At 60.4% G+C, this 18,324-nt stretch carries 25 protein-coding genes; 23 read left to right on the plus strand and 2 right to left on the minus strand.

The window, feature by feature from the left end:
• The first annotated feature begins 273 nt into the window (after positions 1-273).
• From rplN to dsbD, 20 genes are all read left to right on the plus strand, one after another.
• The gene (gene rplN, locus LY284_RS14390; protein ID WP_006998478.1) at positions 274-642 is read left to right on the plus strand and encodes a 50S ribosomal protein L14; all 369 of its coding nucleotides are present in this window, start codon (positions 274-276) and stop codon (positions 640-642) included.
• A gap of 9 nt (positions 643-651) precedes the next feature.
• Complete coding sequence (rplX, locus tag LY284_RS14395) at positions 652-960, plus strand: 50S ribosomal protein L24 (RefSeq protein ID WP_045451318.1); 309 nt, start codon at positions 652-654, stop codon at positions 958-960.
• Positions 961-974: 14 nt separating this feature from the next.
• Complete coding sequence (rplE, locus tag LY284_RS14400; protein WP_014192474.1) at positions 975-1,514, plus strand: 50S ribosomal protein L5; 540 nt, start codon at positions 975-977, stop codon at positions 1,512-1,514.
• A 7-nt stretch (positions 1,515-1,521) separates the two neighbouring features.
• Positions 1,522-1,827 (plus strand): 30S ribosomal protein S14, encoded by a 306-nt coding sequence (rpsN, locus tag LY284_RS14405; RefSeq protein ID WP_014192473.1) that lies wholly within the window; start codon positions 1,522-1,524, stop codon positions 1,825-1,827.
• Between the two features lie 14 nt (positions 1,828-1,841).
• Entirely contained in the window at positions 1,842-2,237 is a 396-nt protein-coding gene (rpsH, locus tag LY284_RS14410; RefSeq protein WP_014192472.1) for a 30S ribosomal protein S8, read from the plus strand.
• An 18-nt stretch (positions 2,238-2,255) separates the two neighbouring features.
• Positions 2,256-2,789 (plus strand): 50S ribosomal protein L6, encoded by a 534-nt coding sequence (gene rplF / locus LY284_RS14415; RefSeq protein WP_014192471.1) that lies wholly within the window; start codon positions 2,256-2,258, stop codon positions 2,787-2,789.
• 12 nt (positions 2,790-2,801) lie between these two features.
• The gene (gene rplR / locus LY284_RS14420; RefSeq protein WP_008343872.1) at positions 2,802-3,167 is read left to right on the plus strand and encodes a 50S ribosomal protein L18; all 366 of its coding nucleotides are present in this window, start codon (positions 2,802-2,804) and stop codon (positions 3,165-3,167) included.
• Positions 3,168-3,181: 14 nt separating this feature from the next.
• Positions 3,182-3,700, plus strand: a complete 519-nt coding sequence (gene rpsE, locus LY284_RS14425) for a 30S ribosomal protein S5 (protein WP_008343875.1) — start codon at positions 3,182-3,184, stop codon at positions 3,698-3,700.
• Between the two features lie 10 nt (positions 3,701-3,710).
• Complete coding sequence (gene rpmD / locus LY284_RS14430) at positions 3,711-3,893, plus strand: 50S ribosomal protein L30 (protein WP_006400644.1); 183 nt, start codon at positions 3,711-3,713, stop codon at positions 3,891-3,893.
• A gap of 29 nt (positions 3,894-3,922) precedes the next feature.
• Positions 3,923-4,357, plus strand: coding sequence for a 50S ribosomal protein L15 (gene rplO, locus LY284_RS14435; protein WP_008343934.1), 435 nt, complete (start codon positions 3,923-3,925; stop codon positions 4,355-4,357).
• Between the two features lie 41 nt (positions 4,358-4,398).
• On the plus strand, positions 4,399-5,745 hold the full coding sequence (secY, locus tag LY284_RS14440; protein ID WP_008343935.1) for a preprotein translocase subunit SecY: 1,347 nt from the start codon (positions 4,399-4,401) through the stop codon (positions 5,743-5,745).
• A gap of 8 nt (positions 5,746-5,753) precedes the next feature.
• Positions 5,754-5,972, plus strand: a complete 219-nt coding sequence (infA, locus tag LY284_RS14445; RefSeq protein WP_004521905.1) for a translation initiation factor IF-1 — start codon at positions 5,754-5,756, stop codon at positions 5,970-5,972.
• Between the two features lie 20 nt (positions 5,973-5,992).
• Entirely contained in the window at positions 5,993-6,109 is a 117-nt protein-coding gene (gene rpmJ / locus LY284_RS14450) for a 50S ribosomal protein L36 (protein ID WP_004199844.1), read from the plus strand.
• Positions 6,110-6,150: 41 nt separating this feature from the next.
• Positions 6,151-6,516 (plus strand): 30S ribosomal protein S13, encoded by a 366-nt coding sequence (gene rpsM, locus LY284_RS14455; protein WP_008344037.1) that lies wholly within the window; start codon positions 6,151-6,153, stop codon positions 6,514-6,516.
• 28 nt (positions 6,517-6,544) lie between these two features.
• Positions 6,545-6,949, plus strand: coding sequence for a 30S ribosomal protein S11 (gene rpsK / locus LY284_RS14460; protein WP_006052224.1), 405 nt, complete (start codon positions 6,545-6,547; stop codon positions 6,947-6,949).
• 150 nt (positions 6,950-7,099) lie between these two features.
• Positions 7,100-7,723 carry a 30S ribosomal protein S4 gene (gene rpsD / locus LY284_RS14465; RefSeq protein WP_014192468.1) on the plus strand — a complete coding sequence of 208 codons (624 nt, stop codon included), beginning with the start codon at positions 7,100-7,102 and terminating at the stop codon, positions 7,721-7,723.
• Positions 7,724-7,858: 135 nt separating this feature from the next.
• Entirely contained in the window at positions 7,859-8,836 is a 978-nt protein-coding gene (locus LY284_RS14470; protein WP_014192467.1) for a DNA-directed RNA polymerase subunit alpha, read from the plus strand.
• A 141-nt stretch (positions 8,837-8,977) separates the two neighbouring features.
• Positions 8,978-9,373, plus strand: coding sequence for a 50S ribosomal protein L17 (gene rplQ / locus LY284_RS14475; RefSeq protein ID WP_008344047.1), 396 nt, complete (start codon positions 8,978-8,980; stop codon positions 9,371-9,373).
• Positions 9,374-9,527: 154 nt separating this feature from the next.
• Positions 9,528-9,860, plus strand: a complete 333-nt coding sequence (gene cutA, locus LY284_RS14480; RefSeq protein WP_014192466.1) for a divalent-cation tolerance protein CutA — start codon at positions 9,528-9,530, stop codon at positions 9,858-9,860.
• A complete protein-coding gene (gene dsbD / locus LY284_RS14485) occupies positions 9,853-11,682 on the plus strand; it encodes a protein-disulfide reductase DsbD (RefSeq protein WP_233386865.1) in 1,830 nt (609 codons plus the stop codon). Before cutA ends, dsbD begins: the two co-directional genes overlap by 8 nt.
• Positions 11,683-11,720: 38 nt before the next feature.
• Here the strand turns inward: dsbD and hemB are convergent, their stop codons facing one another.
• Both hemB and yihA read right to left on the minus strand, forming a co-directional pair.
• Positions 11,721-12,716 carry a porphobilinogen synthase gene (gene hemB / locus LY284_RS14490; protein ID WP_045451304.1) on the minus strand — a complete coding sequence of 332 codons (996 nt, stop codon included), beginning with the start codon at positions 12,714-12,716 and terminating at the stop codon, positions 11,721-11,723.
• Positions 12,717-12,972: 256 nt separating this feature from the next.
• Positions 12,973-13,635 (minus strand): ribosome biogenesis GTP-binding protein YihA/YsxC, encoded by a 663-nt coding sequence (gene yihA / locus LY284_RS14495; protein ID WP_014192463.1) that lies wholly within the window; start codon positions 13,633-13,635, stop codon positions 12,973-12,975.
• A 365-nt stretch (positions 13,636-14,000) separates the two neighbouring features.
• Here yihA and LY284_RS14500 point away from each other — a divergent pair, with 365 nt between their 5' ends.
• From LY284_RS14500 to ccsB, 3 genes are all read left to right on the plus strand, one after another.
• Positions 14,001-14,675: a cytochrome c gene (locus LY284_RS14500; RefSeq protein ID WP_041730717.1), complete on the plus strand. Its 675-nt coding sequence runs from the start codon at positions 14,001-14,003 to the stop codon at positions 14,673-14,675.
• Between the two features lie 175 nt (positions 14,676-14,850).
• Complete coding sequence (locus LY284_RS14505) at positions 14,851-17,085, plus strand: cytochrome c biogenesis protein ResB (RefSeq protein ID WP_233386867.1); 2,235 nt, start codon at positions 14,851-14,853, stop codon at positions 17,083-17,085.
• Between the two features lie 4 nt (positions 17,086-17,089).
• Positions 17,090-18,295, plus strand: coding sequence for a c-type cytochrome biogenesis protein CcsB (gene ccsB, locus LY284_RS14510; protein WP_045451299.1), 1,206 nt, complete (start codon positions 17,090-17,092; stop codon positions 18,293-18,295).
• The last annotated feature ends 29 nt before the right edge of the window (positions 18,296-18,324 follow it).

Raw genomic sequence — 18,324 nt, forward strand, 5'->3', positions numbered from 1 at the left:
GTAAGTAGTGTCGCAGTAAGTTTCGCTTGCAAGACCGAGATTATTTGTTATAATCTCGGTCTTCCCTCTTTGTGGGAGCCCCGTCGCGGGCGAAATTGGTGGGGGAAGCCGGTTCGGGCGCCAGCCTGAGTCGACAGATTCACCGGATTGCGATGGCGGGTTTCGTCTGCCATTGCTGCCTGTTCTAACCCAAGCAGCCATTTGGCTGACGGGACCAAGACTGACCGGTTGTGCCATGGTGGTGCAATCGGATTAAGTTGGGAAAGATAAACCATGATCCAGACCGAAACTCGGCTTGAAGTGGCCGACAACACGGGTGCGCGTGAAGTCATGTGCATCAAGGTGCTCGGCGGCTCGAAGCGTCGTTACGCAAGCATTGGCGACATCATCAAGGTGACCGTCAAGGAAGCGACGCCGCGCGGACGCGTTAAAAAGGGCGAAATCTACAACGCCGTGGTCGTTCGTACGGCCAAGGGCGTGCGCCGTCAAGATGGCTCGCTCATCAAGTTCGACGGCAATGCCGCCGTACTGCTGAATACGAAGCTCGAGCCGATCGGCACGCGTATTTTCGGGCCGGTGACGCGTGAACTGCGTAGCGAACGATTCATGAAGATCGTTTCGCTCGCGCCGGAAGTGCTGTAAGGAGTCGCGATGAATAAGATTCGCAAGGGTGACGAAGTCATCGTCATCACCGGCAAGGACAAGGGCAAGCGCGGCACCGTGCTGGCCGTTGCGGAAGAGCGTGTCACTGTCGAGGGCATCAACCTCGTCAAGAAGCACGTGAAGCCGAACCCGATGAAGGGTACGACGGGCGGTGTGGAAGCCAAAACGATGCCGCTGCATATTTCGAACGTCGCATTGGTCGACGCGAACGGCAAGGCATCGCGCGTTGGCATCAAGGTCGAAGACGGCAAGAAGGTTCGCTTCTTGAAGTCGACCGGCGCCACGTTGAACGCCTGACGCGGAGTTAAAAAATGGCTCGTCTGCAAGAGATTTATAAAGAAAAGGTTGTGCCGCAACTGGTTGAAAAGTTCGGTTACAAGTCGGTCATGGAAGTGCCGCGTCTCACCAAGATCACCCTGAACATGGGTCTTGGCGAAGCCGTCGCTGACAAGAAGGTTCTTGAGCACGCTGTTGGCGACCTCACGAAGATCGCCGGCCAGAAGCCGGTTATCACGAAGTCGCGTAAGGCAATCGCTGGTTTCAAGATCCGCGAAGGCTACCCGATTGGCACGATGGTTACCCTGCGTGGCAATGCCATGTACGAATTCCTGGACCGTTTCGTGACGGTCGCGCTGCCTCGCGTGCGCGACTTCCGCGGCGTATCGGGCAAGGCATTCGACGGCCGTGGTAACTACAACATCGGTGTGAAAGAGCAGATCATTTTCCCCGAAATCGACTACGACAAGATCGACGCGCTGCGTGGGCTGAACATCAGCATCACGACAACCGCGAAGACCGACGAAGAAGCAAAGGCGCTGCTCGCCGGCTTCAAGTTCCCGTTCAGAAACTGAGGTTACCGTGGCTAAACTGGCACTGATCGAACGTGAAAAGAAGCGCGCGCGCCTGGCAGCCAAGTACGCTCCGAAGCGTGCTGAGCTGAAGGCTGTGATCGACGACGCAAGCAAGTCCGACGAAGAGCGTTACCTCGCACGTCTGGCGCTGCAACAACTGCCGCGTAACTCGAACCCCACTCGCAAGCGTAACCGCTGCGCGATCACGGGTCGCCCGCGTGGCACGTTCCGCAAGTTCGGACTCGCGCGTAGCAAGATTCGTGAAATCGCGTTCCGCGGCGAAATCCCTGGCCTCACCAAGGCGAGCTGGTAATAGGAGAAACATAAATGAGCATGAGTGATCCTATCGCCGATATGCTGACTCGCATCCGCAATGCGCAGATGGTCGAGAAGGTTTCGGTGACTATGCCCTCGTCGAAAGTCAAGGTTGCGATTGCGCAGGTTTTGAAGGACGAAGGTTATATCGACGATTTCGCGGTGAAGGCTGAAGGCGCGAAGATCGAATTGAACATCGCGTTGAAGTACTACGCCGGCCGTCCGGTCATCGAGCGCCTCGAACGCGTCTCGAAGCCTGGCTTGCGCGTGTACCGCGGTCGCAACGACATCCCCGTGGTCATGAACGGCCTGGGCGTTGCAATCGTTTCGACGCCGAAGGGTGTGATGACCGACCGCAAGGCGCGCCAGAACGGCGTCGGCGGCGAAGTCATCTGCTACGTCGCTTAACGCCTAAGGAGAAGAAACATGTCTCGAGTAGGTAAGAGCCCGATCGCGCTGCCGCAAGGCGCCGAAGTGGCCATCAAGGGCGACGTCATCACCGTCAAAGGGCCGCTCGGCACGATCTCGCAACCGGCGAACAAGCTGGTCAGCGTCACGAACGAGAACGGCACGCTGAAGCTGGCTCCGACGGACGAAAGCCGCGAAGCAAACGCGATGTCCGGCACGATGCGCGCCCTGGTGGCGAACATGGTGCAAGGCGTCACCAAGGGTTTCGAGCGCAAGCTGACGCTGGTTGGCGTTGGTTATCGTGCGCAAGCGCAAGGCGACAAGCTGAACCTGTCGCTGGGTTTCTCGCACCCCGTGGTGCACCAGATGCCGGAAGGCGTCAAGGCTGAAACTCCGTCGCAAACCGAAATCGTGATCAAGGGGATCGACAAGCAGAAAGTCGGACAGACCGCAGCAGAAGTGCGCGGCTATCGTCCGCCTGAGCCGTACAAGGGCAAGGGCGTGCGTTATTCCGACGAGGTCGTGATCCTCAAAGAAACGAAGAAGAAGTAAGGGTGCGCAATCATGGATAAGACTCAATCTCGCCTGCGCCGCGCTCGTCAGACGCGTATCAAGATCGCTGAGCTGCAGGTTCCGCGTCTGGCCGTGCATCGCACGAATACGCATATCTACGCGCAAGTGTTCTCGGCATGTGGCACGAAGGTCGTGGCAAGCGCCTCGACGCTGGAAGCCGAAGTCCGCGCTGAACTGGCCGACAAGTCGGGTAAGGGCGGCAACGTCAATGCCGCGACCCTGATCGGCAAGCGTATCGCCGAAAAGGCCAAGGCTGCCGGCATCGAATCCGTCGCCTTTGACCGCTCGGGTTTCCGCTACCACGGCCGCGTGAAGGCGCTGGCTGATGCGGCGCGTGAAGCCGGGCTCAAGTTCTAAGGGAAGAATTCGTCATGGCAAAGATGCAAGCGAAAGTTCAGGCTGACGAACGCGACGACGGCCTGCGCGAAAAGATGATTTCGGTCAACCGCGTGACCAAGGTCGTGAAGGGTGGCCGTATTCTCGGCTTCGCCGCACTGACCGTGGTTGGCGACGGTGATGGCCGTATCGGCATGGGCAAGGGCAAGGCGAAGGAAGTTCCCGTCGCCGTTCAGAAGGCAATGGAACAAGCCCGCCGCAACATGTTCAAGGTGCCCCTGAAGAACGGCACGCTGCAACACGAAGTGCACGGTAAGCACGGCGCATCGGCGGTCCTCCTCGCTCCGGCGAAGGACGGTACCGGCGTGATCGCTGGCGGTCCGATGCGCGCAGTGTTCGACGTGATGGGCGTGCAAAACGTTGTGGCCAAGAGCCACGGTTCGACGAACCCGTACAACCTCGTTCGTGCGACGCTGGACGGTCTGCGCAAGCAGTCGACCCCGGCTGACATCGCGGCGAAGCGTGGTAAGTCCGTCGAAGACATTCTGGGCTAAGGTGGGCACCATGTCTGAAAAAACTGTCAAGGTTCAGCTCGTCAAGAGCCTGATCGGGACCCGCGAATCGCACCGCGCTACGGTGCGTGGCCTCGGCCTGCGTCGCCTGAACTCGGTTTCCGAGCTGCAGGACACGCCGGCAGTGCGCGGGATGATCAACAAGGTTTCGTACCTCGTTAAGGTCATCGCCTAAACGCGACCCAAGGATCCAAGGAGTTGAACATGGAATTGAATAACCTGAAGCCGGCAGAAGGCGCGAAGCACGCAAAGCGTCGCGTTGGTCGCGGTATCGGTTCGGGCCTCGGCAAGACCGCTGGCCGCGGCCACAAGGGTCAGAAATCGCGTTCGGGCGGCTTTCACAAGGTCGGCTTCGAAGGCGGTCAGATGCCTCTGCAGCGTCGTCTGCCGAAGCGTGGCTTCACCTCGCTGACGAAGGAATTCGTCGGTGAAGTGCGTCTGGCTGATCTCGAGAAGCTGCCGGTCGACGAAATCGATCTGTTGGCGTTGAAGCAAGCGGGTCTGGTCGGCGAGCTCATCAAGAGCGCGAAGATCATCAAGACCGGCGAGATCACGCGCAAGGTCACGGTGAAGGGCCTGACGGCAACGAAGGGCGCCCGCGAGGCAATCGAAGCCGCTGGCGGCTCGTTCGCCGAGTAACGCGCCTTCGCCGTTACTAGCACTAGCATCGGAGAAGGTACTTGGCTAACAGCCCGAGTCTCGCAAAAACCGGTCGAAGCGCGGCGAAATTCGGCGATCTGCGTCGGCGTGCAGTGTTCCTGCTGCTGGCGCTGATCGTCTACCGCATTGGTGCGCATATTCCGGTACCCGGCATCGATCCGGATCAACTGGCGAAGCTGTTTCAAAGCCAGTCGGGCGGCATCCTGGGCATGTTCAACATGTTCTCGGGTGGCGCGCTGTCACGGTTCACCATCTTTGCGCTGGGCATCATGCCCTACATTTCGGCGTCGATCATCATGCAGTTGCTGTCGATCGTGTCGCCGCAGATGGAAGCGCTGAAGAAGGAAGGACAGGCGGGCCAGCGGAAGATTACGCAGTACACGCGTATCTTCACGGTGGTTCTGGCGACCTTCCAGGCTTTCGGTATCGCGGTCGCGCTGGAAAACCAGCCGGCTCTGGTGCTGGACCCCGGCATGGTGTTCCGCCTGACGACGGTCGTCACGCTGGTGACGGGCACGATGTTCCTGATGTGGCTCGGTGAGCAGATCACGGAGCGCGGTCTCGGAAACGGCATCTCGATCATCATCTTCGGTGGTATCGCGGCGGGTTTCCCGAACGCAATCGGCGGTCTGTTCGAGCTGGTTCGCACGGGCTCGATGAGCATCATCTCGGCGATCATCATCGTCGTGTTGATCGCGGCGGTCACGTATCTGGTCGTGTTCATCGAACGCGGTCAGCGCAAGATCCTCGTGAACTATGCGAAGCGCCAGGTCGGCAACAAGATTTACGGCGGACAGTCGTCTCATCTGCCGCTGAAGTTGAACATGTCGGGTGTGATTCCGCCGATCTTCGCGTCGTCGATCATCTTGTTCCCGGCAACGATCCTGAACTGGTTCAGTTCGGGTACGCGCACCAACTGGTTCGCAAACACGCTGCACAACGTGGCCGAGGCGCTGAAGCCAGGCCAGCCCGTGTACGTGTTGCTGTATGCGTTGGCGATTGTTTTCTTCTGCTTCTTCTACACCGCACTGGTGTTCAACAGCCGGGAAACAGCCGACAACTTGAAAAAGAGCGGTGCTTTCGTTCCGGGTATCCGTCCGGGCGATCAGACTGCACGGTATATCGACCGCATCCTCACGCGTCTGACGCTGGCTGGTGCGATCTACATCGTATTCGTGTGCCTGCTGCCTGAGTTTCTGGTGTTGCGTTGGAACGTGCCGTTTTATTTTGGTGGAACGTCGCTGCTGATCATTGTCGTCGTCACGATGGACTTCATGGCTCAGGTGCAGTCGTACGTTATGTCGCAACAGTATGAGTCGCTGCTCAAGAAGGCAAACTTCAAGGGCGGCAACGTCCCGATGCGTTAATTAGGACCATGGCCAAAGACGATGTTATCCAGATGCAGGGTGAGGTCATCGAAAACCTCCCCAACGCTACTTTCCGGGTGAAATTGGAAAATGGCCATGTCGTCCTGGGGCATATTTCCGGAAAGATGCGGATGCACTACATCCGCATTCTGCCGGGCGACAAGGTTACGGTTGAATTGACGCCTTACGATCTGTCTCGTGCACGGATCGTGTTCCGGGCGAAGTGATTTGAAAAAAGGGTAATATCATGAAAGTGATGGCATCGGTTAAGCGCATTTGCCGCAATTGCAAGATCATCAAGCGCAAGGGCGTTGTGCGCGTGATTTGCAGCTCTGATCCGCGCCACAAACAGCGTCAAGGCTGAACGCCGCGCTTTTGCTTGCGCTTTTTGTTTGAGGAAAAACAATGGCTCGTATCGCAGGGGTTAACATCCCGAATCACCAGCATACCGAGATCGGCCTGACGGCAATCTTCGGCATCGGACGCACGCGCTCGCGCGGCATTTGCACCGCTGCTGGTGTGGAATTTTCGAAGAAGGTCAAGGACCTCACCGACGCAGACCTCGAAAAGCTGCGTGACGAAGTGGGCAAGTTCATCGTCGAAGGCGACCTGCGCCGTGAAGTGACGATGAACATTAAGCGCCTGATGGACTTGGGTTGCTACCGCGGCATGCGCCATCGCAAGGGCTTGCCCCTGCGCGGCCAGCGTACGCGCACGAATGCCCGTACGCGTAAGGGTCCGCGTCGTGCAGCGCAATCGCTGAAGAAGTAAGCGGAACTGACAGTTACAGGAAAACGTAATGGCTAAGGCTTCGAACAACTCCGCGGCGCAACGCGTTCGCAAGAAGGTCAAGAAGAACGTCGCCGAGGGCGTGGTTCACGTTCACGCGTCGTTCAACAACACCATTATCACGATCACCGATCGTCAAGGTAACGCGCTGGCATGGGCGACCTCGGGCGGTCAGGGCTTCAAGGGCTCGCGTAAGTCGACGCCTTTTGCAGCTCAGGTGGCAGCCGAATCGGCTGGCCGCGTGGCAATGGAATACGGCGTGAAGAACCTCGAAGTGCGGATCAAGGGCCCCGGTCCTGGCCGTGAATCGGCGGTGCGCGCGCTGCATGGTCTTGGCATCAAGATCACCGCGATCTCCGACGTGACGCCGGTCCCGCACAACGGCTGCCGTCCGCCGAAGCGCCGTCGTATCTAATACGCCGACGCTTGCCGCATGTTTCCTGTCGATGCGCGAGTATCGGCGGGTTTCGTGCGTTATGAAGTTTTGACTAAGCCCACCGTTCGGCCCAAAGGGTTCGAACTAGCGCAGACGAAAGTTTGCGTGATCAATATTTAAGGATGCAAAGTGGCACGCTATACCGGTCCCAAAGCAAAACTGTCCCGCCGTGAAGGCACCGATCTGTTCCTGAAGAGCGCTCGCCGCTCGCTCGCCGACAAGTGCAAGCTCGACAGCAAGCCCGGCCAACATGGCCGCACCTCGGGCGCGCGTACGTCCGACTACGGTACCCAGTTGCGCGAAAAGCAGAAAGTGAAGCGTATCTACGGCGTGTTGGAGCGTCAGTTCCGCCGTTACTTCGCTGAAGCCGACCGCCGCAAGGGCCCGACGGGCGAAAACCTGCTGCAGTTGCTTGAGTCGCGTCTCGACAACGTCGTGTATCGCATGGGCTTCGGCTCGACGCGCGCCGAAGCGCGTCAGCTCGTGAGCCACAAGTCGATCCTCGTGAACGGCCAGGTCGCGAACATCCCGTCGCTGCAAGTGAAGTCGGGCGACGTCGTGTCCGTGCGCGAACAGTCGCGCAAGCAGGCTCGTATCGTCGAAGCGCTCTCGCTGGCGCAGCAAGGCGGCATGCCGAGCTGGGTGTCGGTCGACGAGAAGAAGTTCGAAGGCACGTTCAAGTCGATGCCCGAGCGTAGCGACATCGCCGGCGACATCAACGAAAGCCTGATCGTCGAATTGTATTCGCGTTAATTCGCGGCGGTAATGGATGGACAGCCGGGGAGCCTGATTGCTCGTGGCAAGGGGTGGCCTCGGCTGTTTATTTTCAGGTTGTTACCGGTCAGCCTTATCGGTGTAACGAGCCGAGGGTATTGAAAAGGAAAACCTATGCAAACCAGTTTGTTGAAGCCCAAGATCATTGCAGTTGAATCGCTTGGTGAGAACCACGCGAAAGTGGTTATGGAGCCGTTCGAACGCGGCTATGGCCACACCTTGGGCAACGCGCTTCGGCGCGTGCTGTTGTCGTCGATGATCGGCTACGCGCCGACCGAAGTGACGATCGCAGGCGTCGTGCACGAATACTCGACGCTCGACGGTGTGCAAGAGGATGTGGTCAACCTGCTGTTGAACCTGAAGGGCGTTGTCTTCAAGCTGCACAACCGCGACGAAGTCACGGTGACGCTGCGCAAGGAAGGCGAAGGTCTTGTCACGGCCGGCGATATCGAGCTCGCACACGACTGCGAGGTCATCAATCCGGAACACGTGGTCGCGCACCTGTCGAAGGGCGGCAAGCTCGACGTTCAGATCAAGATCGAAAAGGGCCGCGGCTATGTGCCGGGCAACGTGCGTCGTTATGGTGAAGAGTCGGCCAAGATCATCGGCCGTATCGTGCTGGATGCGTCGTTCTCGCCGGTTCGCCGCGTGAGCTACGCCGTGGAAAGCGCGCGTGTCGAACAGCGTACCGACCTCGACAAGCTCGTGATGAACATCGAGACCAACGGCGTCATTTCGCCGGAAGAAGCGATCCGCCAGTCGGCTCGCATTCTGGTCGACCAGTTGTCGGTGTTCGCAGCGCTGGAAGGCACGGAAGCGGCAGCGGAAGCGCCGTCGCGTGCGCCGCAGATCGATCCGATCCTGCTGCGCCCGGTGGACGATCTCGAACTCACGGTTCGTTCCGCGAACTGCCTGAAGGCCGAGAACATCTACTACATCGGCGATCTGATCCAGCGCACCGAAAACGAACTGCTGAAGACGCCGAACCTGGGCCGCAAGTCGCTGAACGAAATCAAGGAAGTGCTGGCTTCGCGCGGTTTGACGCTCGGTATGAAGCTCGAAAACTGGCCGCCGGCTGGTCTCGACAAGTAATACGGCAGAACGAAAGCGTTACTGGCAAAGACGCGGGTTTTCCTTTAGAATCCGCGTCTTGCTTTTTCTCCGACCGGCCCGTGCCCCGAATCAGGGTGCAATAGAAGAGCTGGCTCTAAACTCGTTATAGGAAGCTGAAAAATGCGTCATAAGCACGGTCTGCGGAAACTGAACCGCACGAGCAGCCATCGTCTGGCAATGCTCCGCAATATGTCGAATTCGCTCATCGAGCACGAAGTCATCAAGACGACGCTGCCGAAGGCCAAGGAACTGCGTAAGGTCGTCGAGCCCCTCATCACGCTGGGCAAGAAGCCGTCGCTCGCGAACCGTCGTCTGGCGTTCAACCGCCTGCGCGATCGTGATTCCGTCGCGAAGCTGTTCGACGTTCTCGGCCCGCGCTACGCGAACCGTCCGGGTGGCTACCTGAGCATCCTGAAGTTCGGTTTCCGCGTCGGCGACAACGCGCCGATGGCGCTGGTCCAGTTGATGGATCGCCCGGAAGTCGAAGAGACGGAAGAAGTGCAAGAAGCGGAATAAATTCCGTTTTCGGTTGTTAGCAGAAAGGCCAGGCTCGAAGCTTGGCCTTTTTGCTTTCTGGCTGCGACGTTTCAGCGCATCGAAGCGTAAAAGTGCGTCTCCGCGGCCGATGCTACGATATGCAATTGGCCTGTCGCATCTCCCGGAGTTTCGAGTGAACGTCCCCGTCGTTTTGATGCTCTCCACGCTGCCCGACGCCGCAGCAGCCGATGCGCTCGCGCAAGCCGCGCTCGAAGCACGGCTCGCCGCGTGCGTGACGAACGTCGGCGCGGTGTCGTCGCACTATCACTGGAAGGGCGCGGTGGAGTCGTCGCGGGAAGTGCAGTTGCTTTTCAAGACGAGCGTCGCGCGCTGCGATGAGTTGCAGCGCTTCGTCGAGGCTCGCCATCCCTATGAAACGCCCGAAATTCTCGTCTGGCAGGTGCACGCATCGCCCGCCTACGGTCAGTGGGTCAACGCAGAAACGCAGCGTCCTCTTCATGTTTGAGCTTTCTCGTCTTGTCGCGCGACGGTTTTTCGGCGCGCTTCTGTTTCTCGCGGCGTTCGCGCTGCTATCGGGCGCCGCGCACGCGGCCGACGACTTCCTCGATCCCAACGTCGCGTTCAAATTCAGCGCCACGGAAAAGCCGGGCGAAGTGGACGTGCGCTACAAGATCGCGGACGGTTATTACATGTATCGCGAGCGTTTTGCGTTCGCGGTGAAGAGCGGCGACGCGACCCTCGGCACGGCGCAACTGCCGGCGGGCAAAGTGCACTTCGATCAGACGTTCAATAAGGACGTCGAAACCTATCGCGGGGAGTTGATCATCCGCATTCCGGTGACGAAGGCCAACGGGCCATTCGAGCTTTCGGTGACGTCGCAAGGCTGCGCGGATGGCGGTATCTGCTATCCGCCGATGGAGAAAACGTACCGCGTGCGCGGCGACGCTCTCCAAGCGGCCGGGAGCGTGTCTAGCGCACCGACGCGTGATTCGCAAGCTTCCTGGTTCGAGCGCGCGACGAGCGCGGACTACGCGCAGTCGATGCTGGAAGGCGGCGGATTCCTGACCGTCGTCGGACTGTATTTTCTCGCAGGCATGGTGTTGAGCCTGCTGCCATGCTCGTATCCGATGATCCCGATCCTCTCCGCGATCATCGTGGGCGAAGGCGCGCGCATGACGCGTGCGCGCGGCTTCGCAATGTCCGTGTCCTACGTGATCGGCATGGCGCTCGTGTACACCGTGCTCGGGATCGCCGCCGCGCTCGTCGGGCAGAGCCTCGGCGCGTGGTTACAGAATCCGTGGGTGCTCGGCTTGTTCGGCACGTTGCTGGCTGCGTTCGCCATCGCGCTGATTTCGGGCGTCGATATCGCGTTGCCGCAGCGCTGGCAAAGCGGCGTCAACGAGGCATCGCAAAAACGCAGCGGCGGCAAGTTCGCGGCGGTCGCGGTGATGGGCGCGCTCTCGGCGCTCGTCGTCGGTGCGTGCATGACCGCGCCGCTCTTCGCGGTGCTGGCGTTTATCGCGCATACCGGCAACGCGGTGCTCGGTGGCGCGGCGCTCTTCGCAATGGGCATCGGGCTCGGCGTGCCCTTGCTCGTCATCGGATTGGGCGCGGGTTCTGTCCTACCGCGCGCGGGCACGTGGATGGACGGCGTGAAAGTGTTCTTCGGCGTGGCCTTGCTCGCGGCCGCGCTGTGGATCGTGTGGCCGGTGATCGGCGGCGTCACGCAAATGTTGCTCGCGGCCTTGTGGCTGTTGATCGCGGCGGCTTCGCTCGGTTTGTTCTCGTCGGGCGCGGCTCAGTCGGGCGGTATCTGGAAGCGCCTGGGACGCGGCGTCGGCGCCGCGTTTGCGATCTGGGCCGCAACGGTGCTCGTCGGGCTGGCGGCGGGCTCGACGGACCCGCTCAAACCGCTGGCAGTCCTGGCTGCGCGCAGCGGATCGCAAACCACGACCACGCAGAGCGAAGGACCGACACTCGCGCCGGTGCGCTCATCGGCCGAACTGGACAACGCGCTCAAAGCCGCGGCAAAGCCGGCAATGCTCGATTTTTACGCGGACTGGTGCGTGTCTTGCAAGGAAATGGAGAAGCTGACGTTCTCCGACGCCCGCGTACAGGCGCGTCTCGCGCAGCTCAATCTCCTGCGCGCGGACGTGACCGCCAATAACGCCGACGATCAGGCGCTTCTCAAGCGCTTCAAGTTATTCGGGCCGCCGGGCATCATCTTCTTCGATGCGCAGGGCAACGAGGTCGCGCGCGTTGTCGGCTATGAATCGGCGGATACGTTTTTGAAGAGCCTCGAAAAGCTCGGCCCGTCGAACGGATAAGAAAGAGCGATGCCCCGAAGCATCGCTTTCGACACAACTCAGGAAGCCCGCAGAATCCGCGCTGCGTCCAGCGCGAAGTAGGTCAGCACGCCGTCCGCGCCCGCGCGCTTGAACGCGAGCAGCGCTTCCATCATCACCTTGTCGTGATCGATCCAGCCGTTCTGCGCCGCGGCCTTGATCATCGCGTACTCGCCGCTCACCTGATACGCATACGTCGGAAAGCGGAACTCGTCTTTCACGCGTCGCACGATGTCGAGATACGGCATGCCCGGCTTGACCATCACCATGTCCGCGCCTTCCTCGATATCCATGCGCACTTCGCGCATCGCTTCATCGGAGTTGGACGGGTCCATCTGATACGTCATCTTGTTGCCCTTGCCGAGATTCGCGGCCGAGCCGACGGCGTCGCGGAACGGGCCATAGAACGCCGACGCGTACTTCGCCGCGTACGCCATGATGCGCGTGTGAATGTGGCTTTCGCTTTCGAGCATCTCGCGGATCGCGCCGATGCGGCCGTCCATCATGTCCGAAGGCGCGACGATATCCACGCCCGCCTCGGCCTGCGTGCGCGCCTGCTCGACGAGGATTTCGCTCGTTTCGTCGTTCTTCACGTAGCCTTCTTCGTCGAGCACGCCGTCCTGGCCGTGGCTCGTGTACGGATCGAGCGCGACGTCGGTGAGCACGCCGAGCGTCGGAAAGTTCTTCTTCAGCTCGCGCACCGCGCGCGGAATCAGGCCTTCGGGATTGGTCGCCTCGCGGCCATCGGGCGTCTTGATCGACGGCTCGATCGCGGGGAAGAGCGAGATCACCGGTACGCCCAGCTCGACGCATTGTTCGGCGACTTTCATCAGCAAATCGACCGACGTGCGCTCGACGCCGGGCATCGACGGCACGCTCTGGCGCACATTCGTCCCTTCGACGATGAACACCGGGTAAATGAGGTCGTTCGTAGTGAGGATGTTTTCGCGCATCAGACGGCGCGAGAAGTCATCGCGGCGCATGCGGCGCGGGCGATGGTGAGGATAGAAGCTCATGTCTTGACTCTGAGTTGAGTGGTCTTCCAGGGGGCGTCGAAAACGGGTTTAGCTATGTATAAAGTCTTGCGGAACAAGCACTTGGCCGTGTCTGAAACCGTTTTGAGACAATGGTATATCATACCGATCGAGCGAGGCGCTTGCCGCCGAACTCCCCGCTTCTCCTCCCTGAGCGGGTGCCTGTCGATATTCGATTAGGCTGTTAACCCGCCGTCATGCGGCGGGTTTTTTTATGCCGGAGCACCGTCGCGACGGCTTACTCCGCAGCGTCCTCTTGCGCGTTTTCGCTCGCTTCCGCGGGCATCAGCCAGCTTTCGATCAGTTCGTGCGCCTCTTCGATGCCCGTGCGCTTGAGTGCGGAAAAGAGCTGCACGGTCAGTTCACCGCGATAGCCCGCGTCCTTGTATTCCGCGAACGATTTCTTCGTCGCGCGCAGGGCGTTGGTCATCTCCTGTCGCGTCAATTTGTCGCATTTGGTGAGCAGCGTGTGAATCGGTTTTCCGGTCGGCGCGAACCAGTCGATCATGATGCGATCGAGGTCGGTCAACGGCCTGCGCGAATCCATCATCAGGATCATGCCGCACAGTTGCGCGCGGCTTTGCAGATACGTCGACAGCAGCCGTTGCCAGTGTTCCTTCGCGGCACCCGGCACTTCGGCGTAACCGTATCCGGGAAGATCGACGAGATAGCCTACGGGCGCGTCCTGCGGCCCTACGGAGAAGTAATTGATGTGCTGGGTGCGGCCCGGCGTCTTGCTCGCGAAAGCAAGCCGCTTCTGATTGCACAGGATGTTGATGGCCGTCGATTTACCCGCGTTCGAGCGGCCGCCAAATGCGATTTCAGGCTGCGGCGTAGGCGGCAGATCGCGCAGATGGTTGACGGTGGTGAAGAAGCGGGATTGGTGAAGCAGGAATGACATGGGCGGGCCCAATCGAGTGAACCGCGGAAAAGCGCGGTGAATACCAGAAGCCTTGAGAACCCGGCGAATACTGGGCATGCCCCGACTGGCGTCTTTGCGTGTAGCGGGTTATTGTACAATACGACGGATTTTTAAAGATCAGCACGGGCACGCAAGACCCAGGCCGCAGGCGGCACCCACAGCTTTGCATGGGACCAGAGTAAGGCGCTGAAGCGCTAACTCTGATCGACAGGAGCGAGACAGTTTTCAGAGGCATCTTTTGGGCCTCTTCGTTCAGCGAGTTCGGGTATCTTGCGGCGAAGTTCGATCGCCGTCGTTTTTTGCAGAACCTCACATTCTCACAAGACGAAAAACAGGGTACGCGAATGAACCGACTGTACAGGTCTCTGGTGGTGATTCGAGCAGCGGCGGCTTTCGGTGTGGGTTTCGGTGGACTAGCGGTATCGATGTCAGTGAACGCGGCGGAGCCCGCGCAGCCGGCCAAGCCGGATGTCGCGAGAGGGCAGGCCATCGCGACTCAGGTGTGCGCGGCATGTCACGCGGCGGACGGCAACAGCGCCGGCGCGGCGTTTCCGAAACTGGCGGGCCAGCACGCGGAGTACATCGTCAAGCAATTGAAGGATTACAAGACGCAGCCGGGCGCGAAAGCGCCGGCGCGCAACAATCCGATCATGGCGGGCATTGCGGGCGCGCTATCGGATCAGGACATGGTGAACGTCGCGGCGTACTTCGCGTCGCAGAAAACCAAGCAGGGCTACGCGCGCGACAAGAACGACGTCGCGCTGGGGCAGAAGATCTATCGCGGCGGCATCGCGGACAAGGGCGTGCCGGCGTGCGCCGCGTGTCACGGCGCGACGGGCATGGGCATTCCGGTGCAGTATCCGCGGTTGTCGTGGCAGTGGGGCGATTACACGGTGGCGCAGTTGAACGCCTTCGCATCGGGGCAACGCGCCAACAGCGAGCCGATGCATCAGATTTCCTCGCGCCTGAATGAAGCGGAGATGAAGGCGGTTGCCGACTACATCGCCGGTTTGCATTAAAACGCAGCAGTCAGCGTCCAGCGGTTCCCTGCAACGAAAGCGGGAATCGCCCATACTACGAAGCCGGTCCCGGGAAGATCCGAGAAGACCGGCGCGAAAACAAGAAAAGGGTGGGACGTCGGTCGATAAGACCGCTAGCGTCTCCACCCTTTTTTGCTGTCCAGCCGGAGTTTGAATGAGCGTCACCACATCGGGTTTGCAGTCGAAGTCGAGCCGCCGCGCCGTCAGGCATTTCGTCGAACTCGTCAGTTCGATGCGCTTCGCCATTGCGCTGCTGGTCATTCTGGCGATCGCGAGCATCATCGGCACGGTGCTCACGCAGGACGATCCGTATCCCAACTACGTGAATCAGTTCGGCCCGTTCTGGGCGGACATCTTCCGCGGCCTCAGCATCTACACCGTGTATAGCGCGTGGTGGTTCATGCTGATCCTGATCTTCCTCGTGATTTCGGTGTCGCTGTGCGTCATCCGCAACAGTCCGAAGATGATCGCGGACATCAAGAGCTGGAAGGATCGCGTGCATGAAGGCGGCCTGCGCGCGTTCCATCACAAGGGCGAGTTCACGGTTTCCGCCAACCGCGCGCAGACCGCGGCGACCCTCGAACGCCTCGCGGTGAAAATGGGCTACCGCACCGTCACGCGGCAAACGGATAACGGCGCGACGCTCATCGCGGGCAAACGCGGCGCGATGACGAAGATCGGCTATATCTCGGCGCACATCGCGATCGTCGTGATCTGTATCGGCGGGCTGCTCGACAGCAATCTGCCCATCAAGCTGCAGATGTGGATGTTCAACAAGACGCCCATCAACAGCAACGCCGTCATCAACGACATTCCGGCGGAGCATCGCCTCTCGACGTCGAACCCCACCTTCCGCGGCTACGCGTGGGTGCCGGAAGGACAGTACGTCGGCACGGCGATTCTCAATCAGCAGGACGGCTCGATCATTCAGGATCTGCCGTTTTCGATCGAACTGAACAAGTTCATCGTCGATTACTACTCGACCGGCATGCCGAAGCTCTTCGCGAGCGATATCGTCGTGATCGATCATAAGAGCGGCAAGCGCATTCCGGCGCGCATCGAGGTGAACAAGCCCTTCACCTACGACGGCATCTCGATTTATCAGTCGAGCTTTCAGGACGGCGGCTCGAAACTCGAAATGACCGCCTGGCCGATGACCGGCGGCAGCGCGAAGACCGCGCCCTTCAACGGCGCGATCGGCGGCACGGCGCCCATCGGCACGCAGTTCACGGGCGCGCAGGGCGAAACCATCGAATTCACCGATTTCCGCGCGATCAACGTCGAAAACATGACCGATGGCAGCGGTGCGCCGGATGCACGCGGGGTCGGCAAGAAGGAAACGCTGCGCGACGCGTTCGACGAGCGTCTCGGCTCCGGCGCGAAAACCTCGAAGCCGACGGATCTGCGCAATATCGGCCCGTCGGTGCAATACAAGGTGCGCGGCACGGACGGCCAGGCGCGCGAGTACAGCAACTACATGCTGCCGGTCGATGTCAGCGGCCAGCGCATGTTCCTCGCGGGTATGCGCCTGAGCCCGAACGATTCCTTCCGCTATCTGCGCATTCCCGCCGACGAGCAGGGTACCGTCAAGCAATGGATGGATTTGCGCGCCGCGCTCGCCACGCCCGCGACACGCGTCGAAGCGGCGCACCGGTTCGCGTTGCGCTCGGTGCCGGCGGAAAACGGCGAGTTGCAGAAGCATCTGGAAGAAAGCGCGATCCGCGTGCTGAACCTCTTCGCGGGCGCGGACGAAACGGGCAAGCCCGTGTCGAATCCTCAGGTGATTGGCGGCTTTCAGGGCATCGCGACTTTCATCGATAAATCCGTGCCGAAGGGCGAGCAGGAAAAGGCGGCGGGCTTGCTGATGCGCATGCTGGAAGGCGCGATGTGGGACGTATGGCAGATTTCCCGAGAGCAAAACGGCTTTCCGGCGGCTAAAGTGGATGAGAAGAGCTCCGCGTTCGTGCAGTCGGCCATCAACGCGCTTTCCGACAGCTTTCTGTACGGCTCGCCGGTCTTTCTGCAACTGGACAACTTCAAGCAGGTGCAAGCTTCGGTATTCCAGTTGACGCGCGCGCCGGGTAAAAATCTGGTGTATCTTGGCAGCCTTCTGCTGGTGGTCGGCATCTTCGCGATGTTTTACGTGCGCGAACGCCGCCTCTGGTTCTGGCTCAAGGATTCGGGTCAGGGCGGCGCGAGCGTGCTGATGGCAATGTCCACGGCGCGCCGCACGTTCGATTTCGAAAAAGAGTTCGTGCGCACGCGGGCGCAGATTGCCGCGGCGCTCGGCGTGAAGCCGGCCGAACCGGTTGATCCGTCCCCGACATCCAGCGCACCCACGGCGCAAACGCAATCCGAAGCCACGCGCTCGGAAGTTTCGACACGGTAAGATCATGGACCTCTCTCAAACCTCCTCCCACGCATCCGTCAAGGCGGAGCGTCCGGCGCCCGTCGGGTTGCCCGATGTCGCCGCGTTCGACGACCGTCCCTTTCTGCGCCGCCTCACGCTCGTCGACTGGCTTTTCGCCCTCGCGATGGTCGCGGGCGCGGGCTTCGCGCTGAATCGCTATCACACGTACATGGACGTGTACGACACGGCCGTGCTGATCGGCGCGGTGCCCACGTTCGTCGTGCTCGGCTGGCGCTGGAAGCCGGTGCGCCTGCTTATCGCAATGATCGCGGTGCTGGCGCTGTCGTCGATTCAGCTTTATCAGCATGACCTCGCGCGCGCCGAGACCAATTTCTTCCTCAAGTACTTCCTGTCGAGCCAGTCCGCGATTCTGTGGATGAGCGCGCTGTTCATTCTCGCGACGCTGTTCTACTGGATCGGCCTCGTGTCGCGCTCGCAGACGGGCGGCGCGATCGGTTCGCGCATGACGTGGGTCGCCGTGCTGATGGGTTTCACAGGCCTGATGGTGCGCTGGTACGAGTCGTACATGATCGGCGCGGACATCGGCCATATTCCGATTTCGAACCTCTACGAAGTGTTCGTGCTGTTCTGCCTGATCACGGCGCTCTTCTATCTCTACTACGAACAGCACTATTCGACGCGCGCGATGGGCGCGTTCGTGCTGCTCGTGATCAGCGCGGCGGTCGGCTTTCTGATGTGGTATTCCATCGCCCGCGACGCGCAGCAGATTCAGCCGCTCGTGCCTGCGCTGCAGAGCTGGTGGATGAAGATCCACGTACCGGCGAACTTCATCGGTTACGGCAGTTTCGCACTGTCGGCGATGGTTTCCGTCGCGTATCTCGGGAAGCAGCGCGGTTTCATGTCGGACCGCCTGCCGTCGCTGGAAGTGCTCGACGACGTCATGTACAAGTCGATCGCGGTCGGTTTCGCGTTCTTCACCATCGCGACGATTCTCGGCGCCCTGTGGGCTGCCGAAGCGTGGGGCGGCTACTGGAGCTGGGACCCGAAGGAAACCTGGGCGCTGATCGTGTGGCTGAACTACGCGGCCTGGCTGCACATGCGCCTCATGAAAGGCCTGCGCGGCGCGGCGGCGGCCTGGTGGGCGCTGACGGGCCTGATCGTGACGACGTTCGCCTTCCTCGGCGTGAACATGTTCCTGTCGGGCTTGCACAGTTACGGCAAACTCTAATTAGCCGCGTCGAACCAGAAAAAACCGCC

Source organism: Caballeronia sp. PC1, from assembly GCF_021353155.1.
In the GTDB taxonomy this organism is placed as follows: domain Bacteria; phylum Pseudomonadota; class Gammaproteobacteria; order Burkholderiales; family Burkholderiaceae; genus Caballeronia; species Caballeronia cordobensis.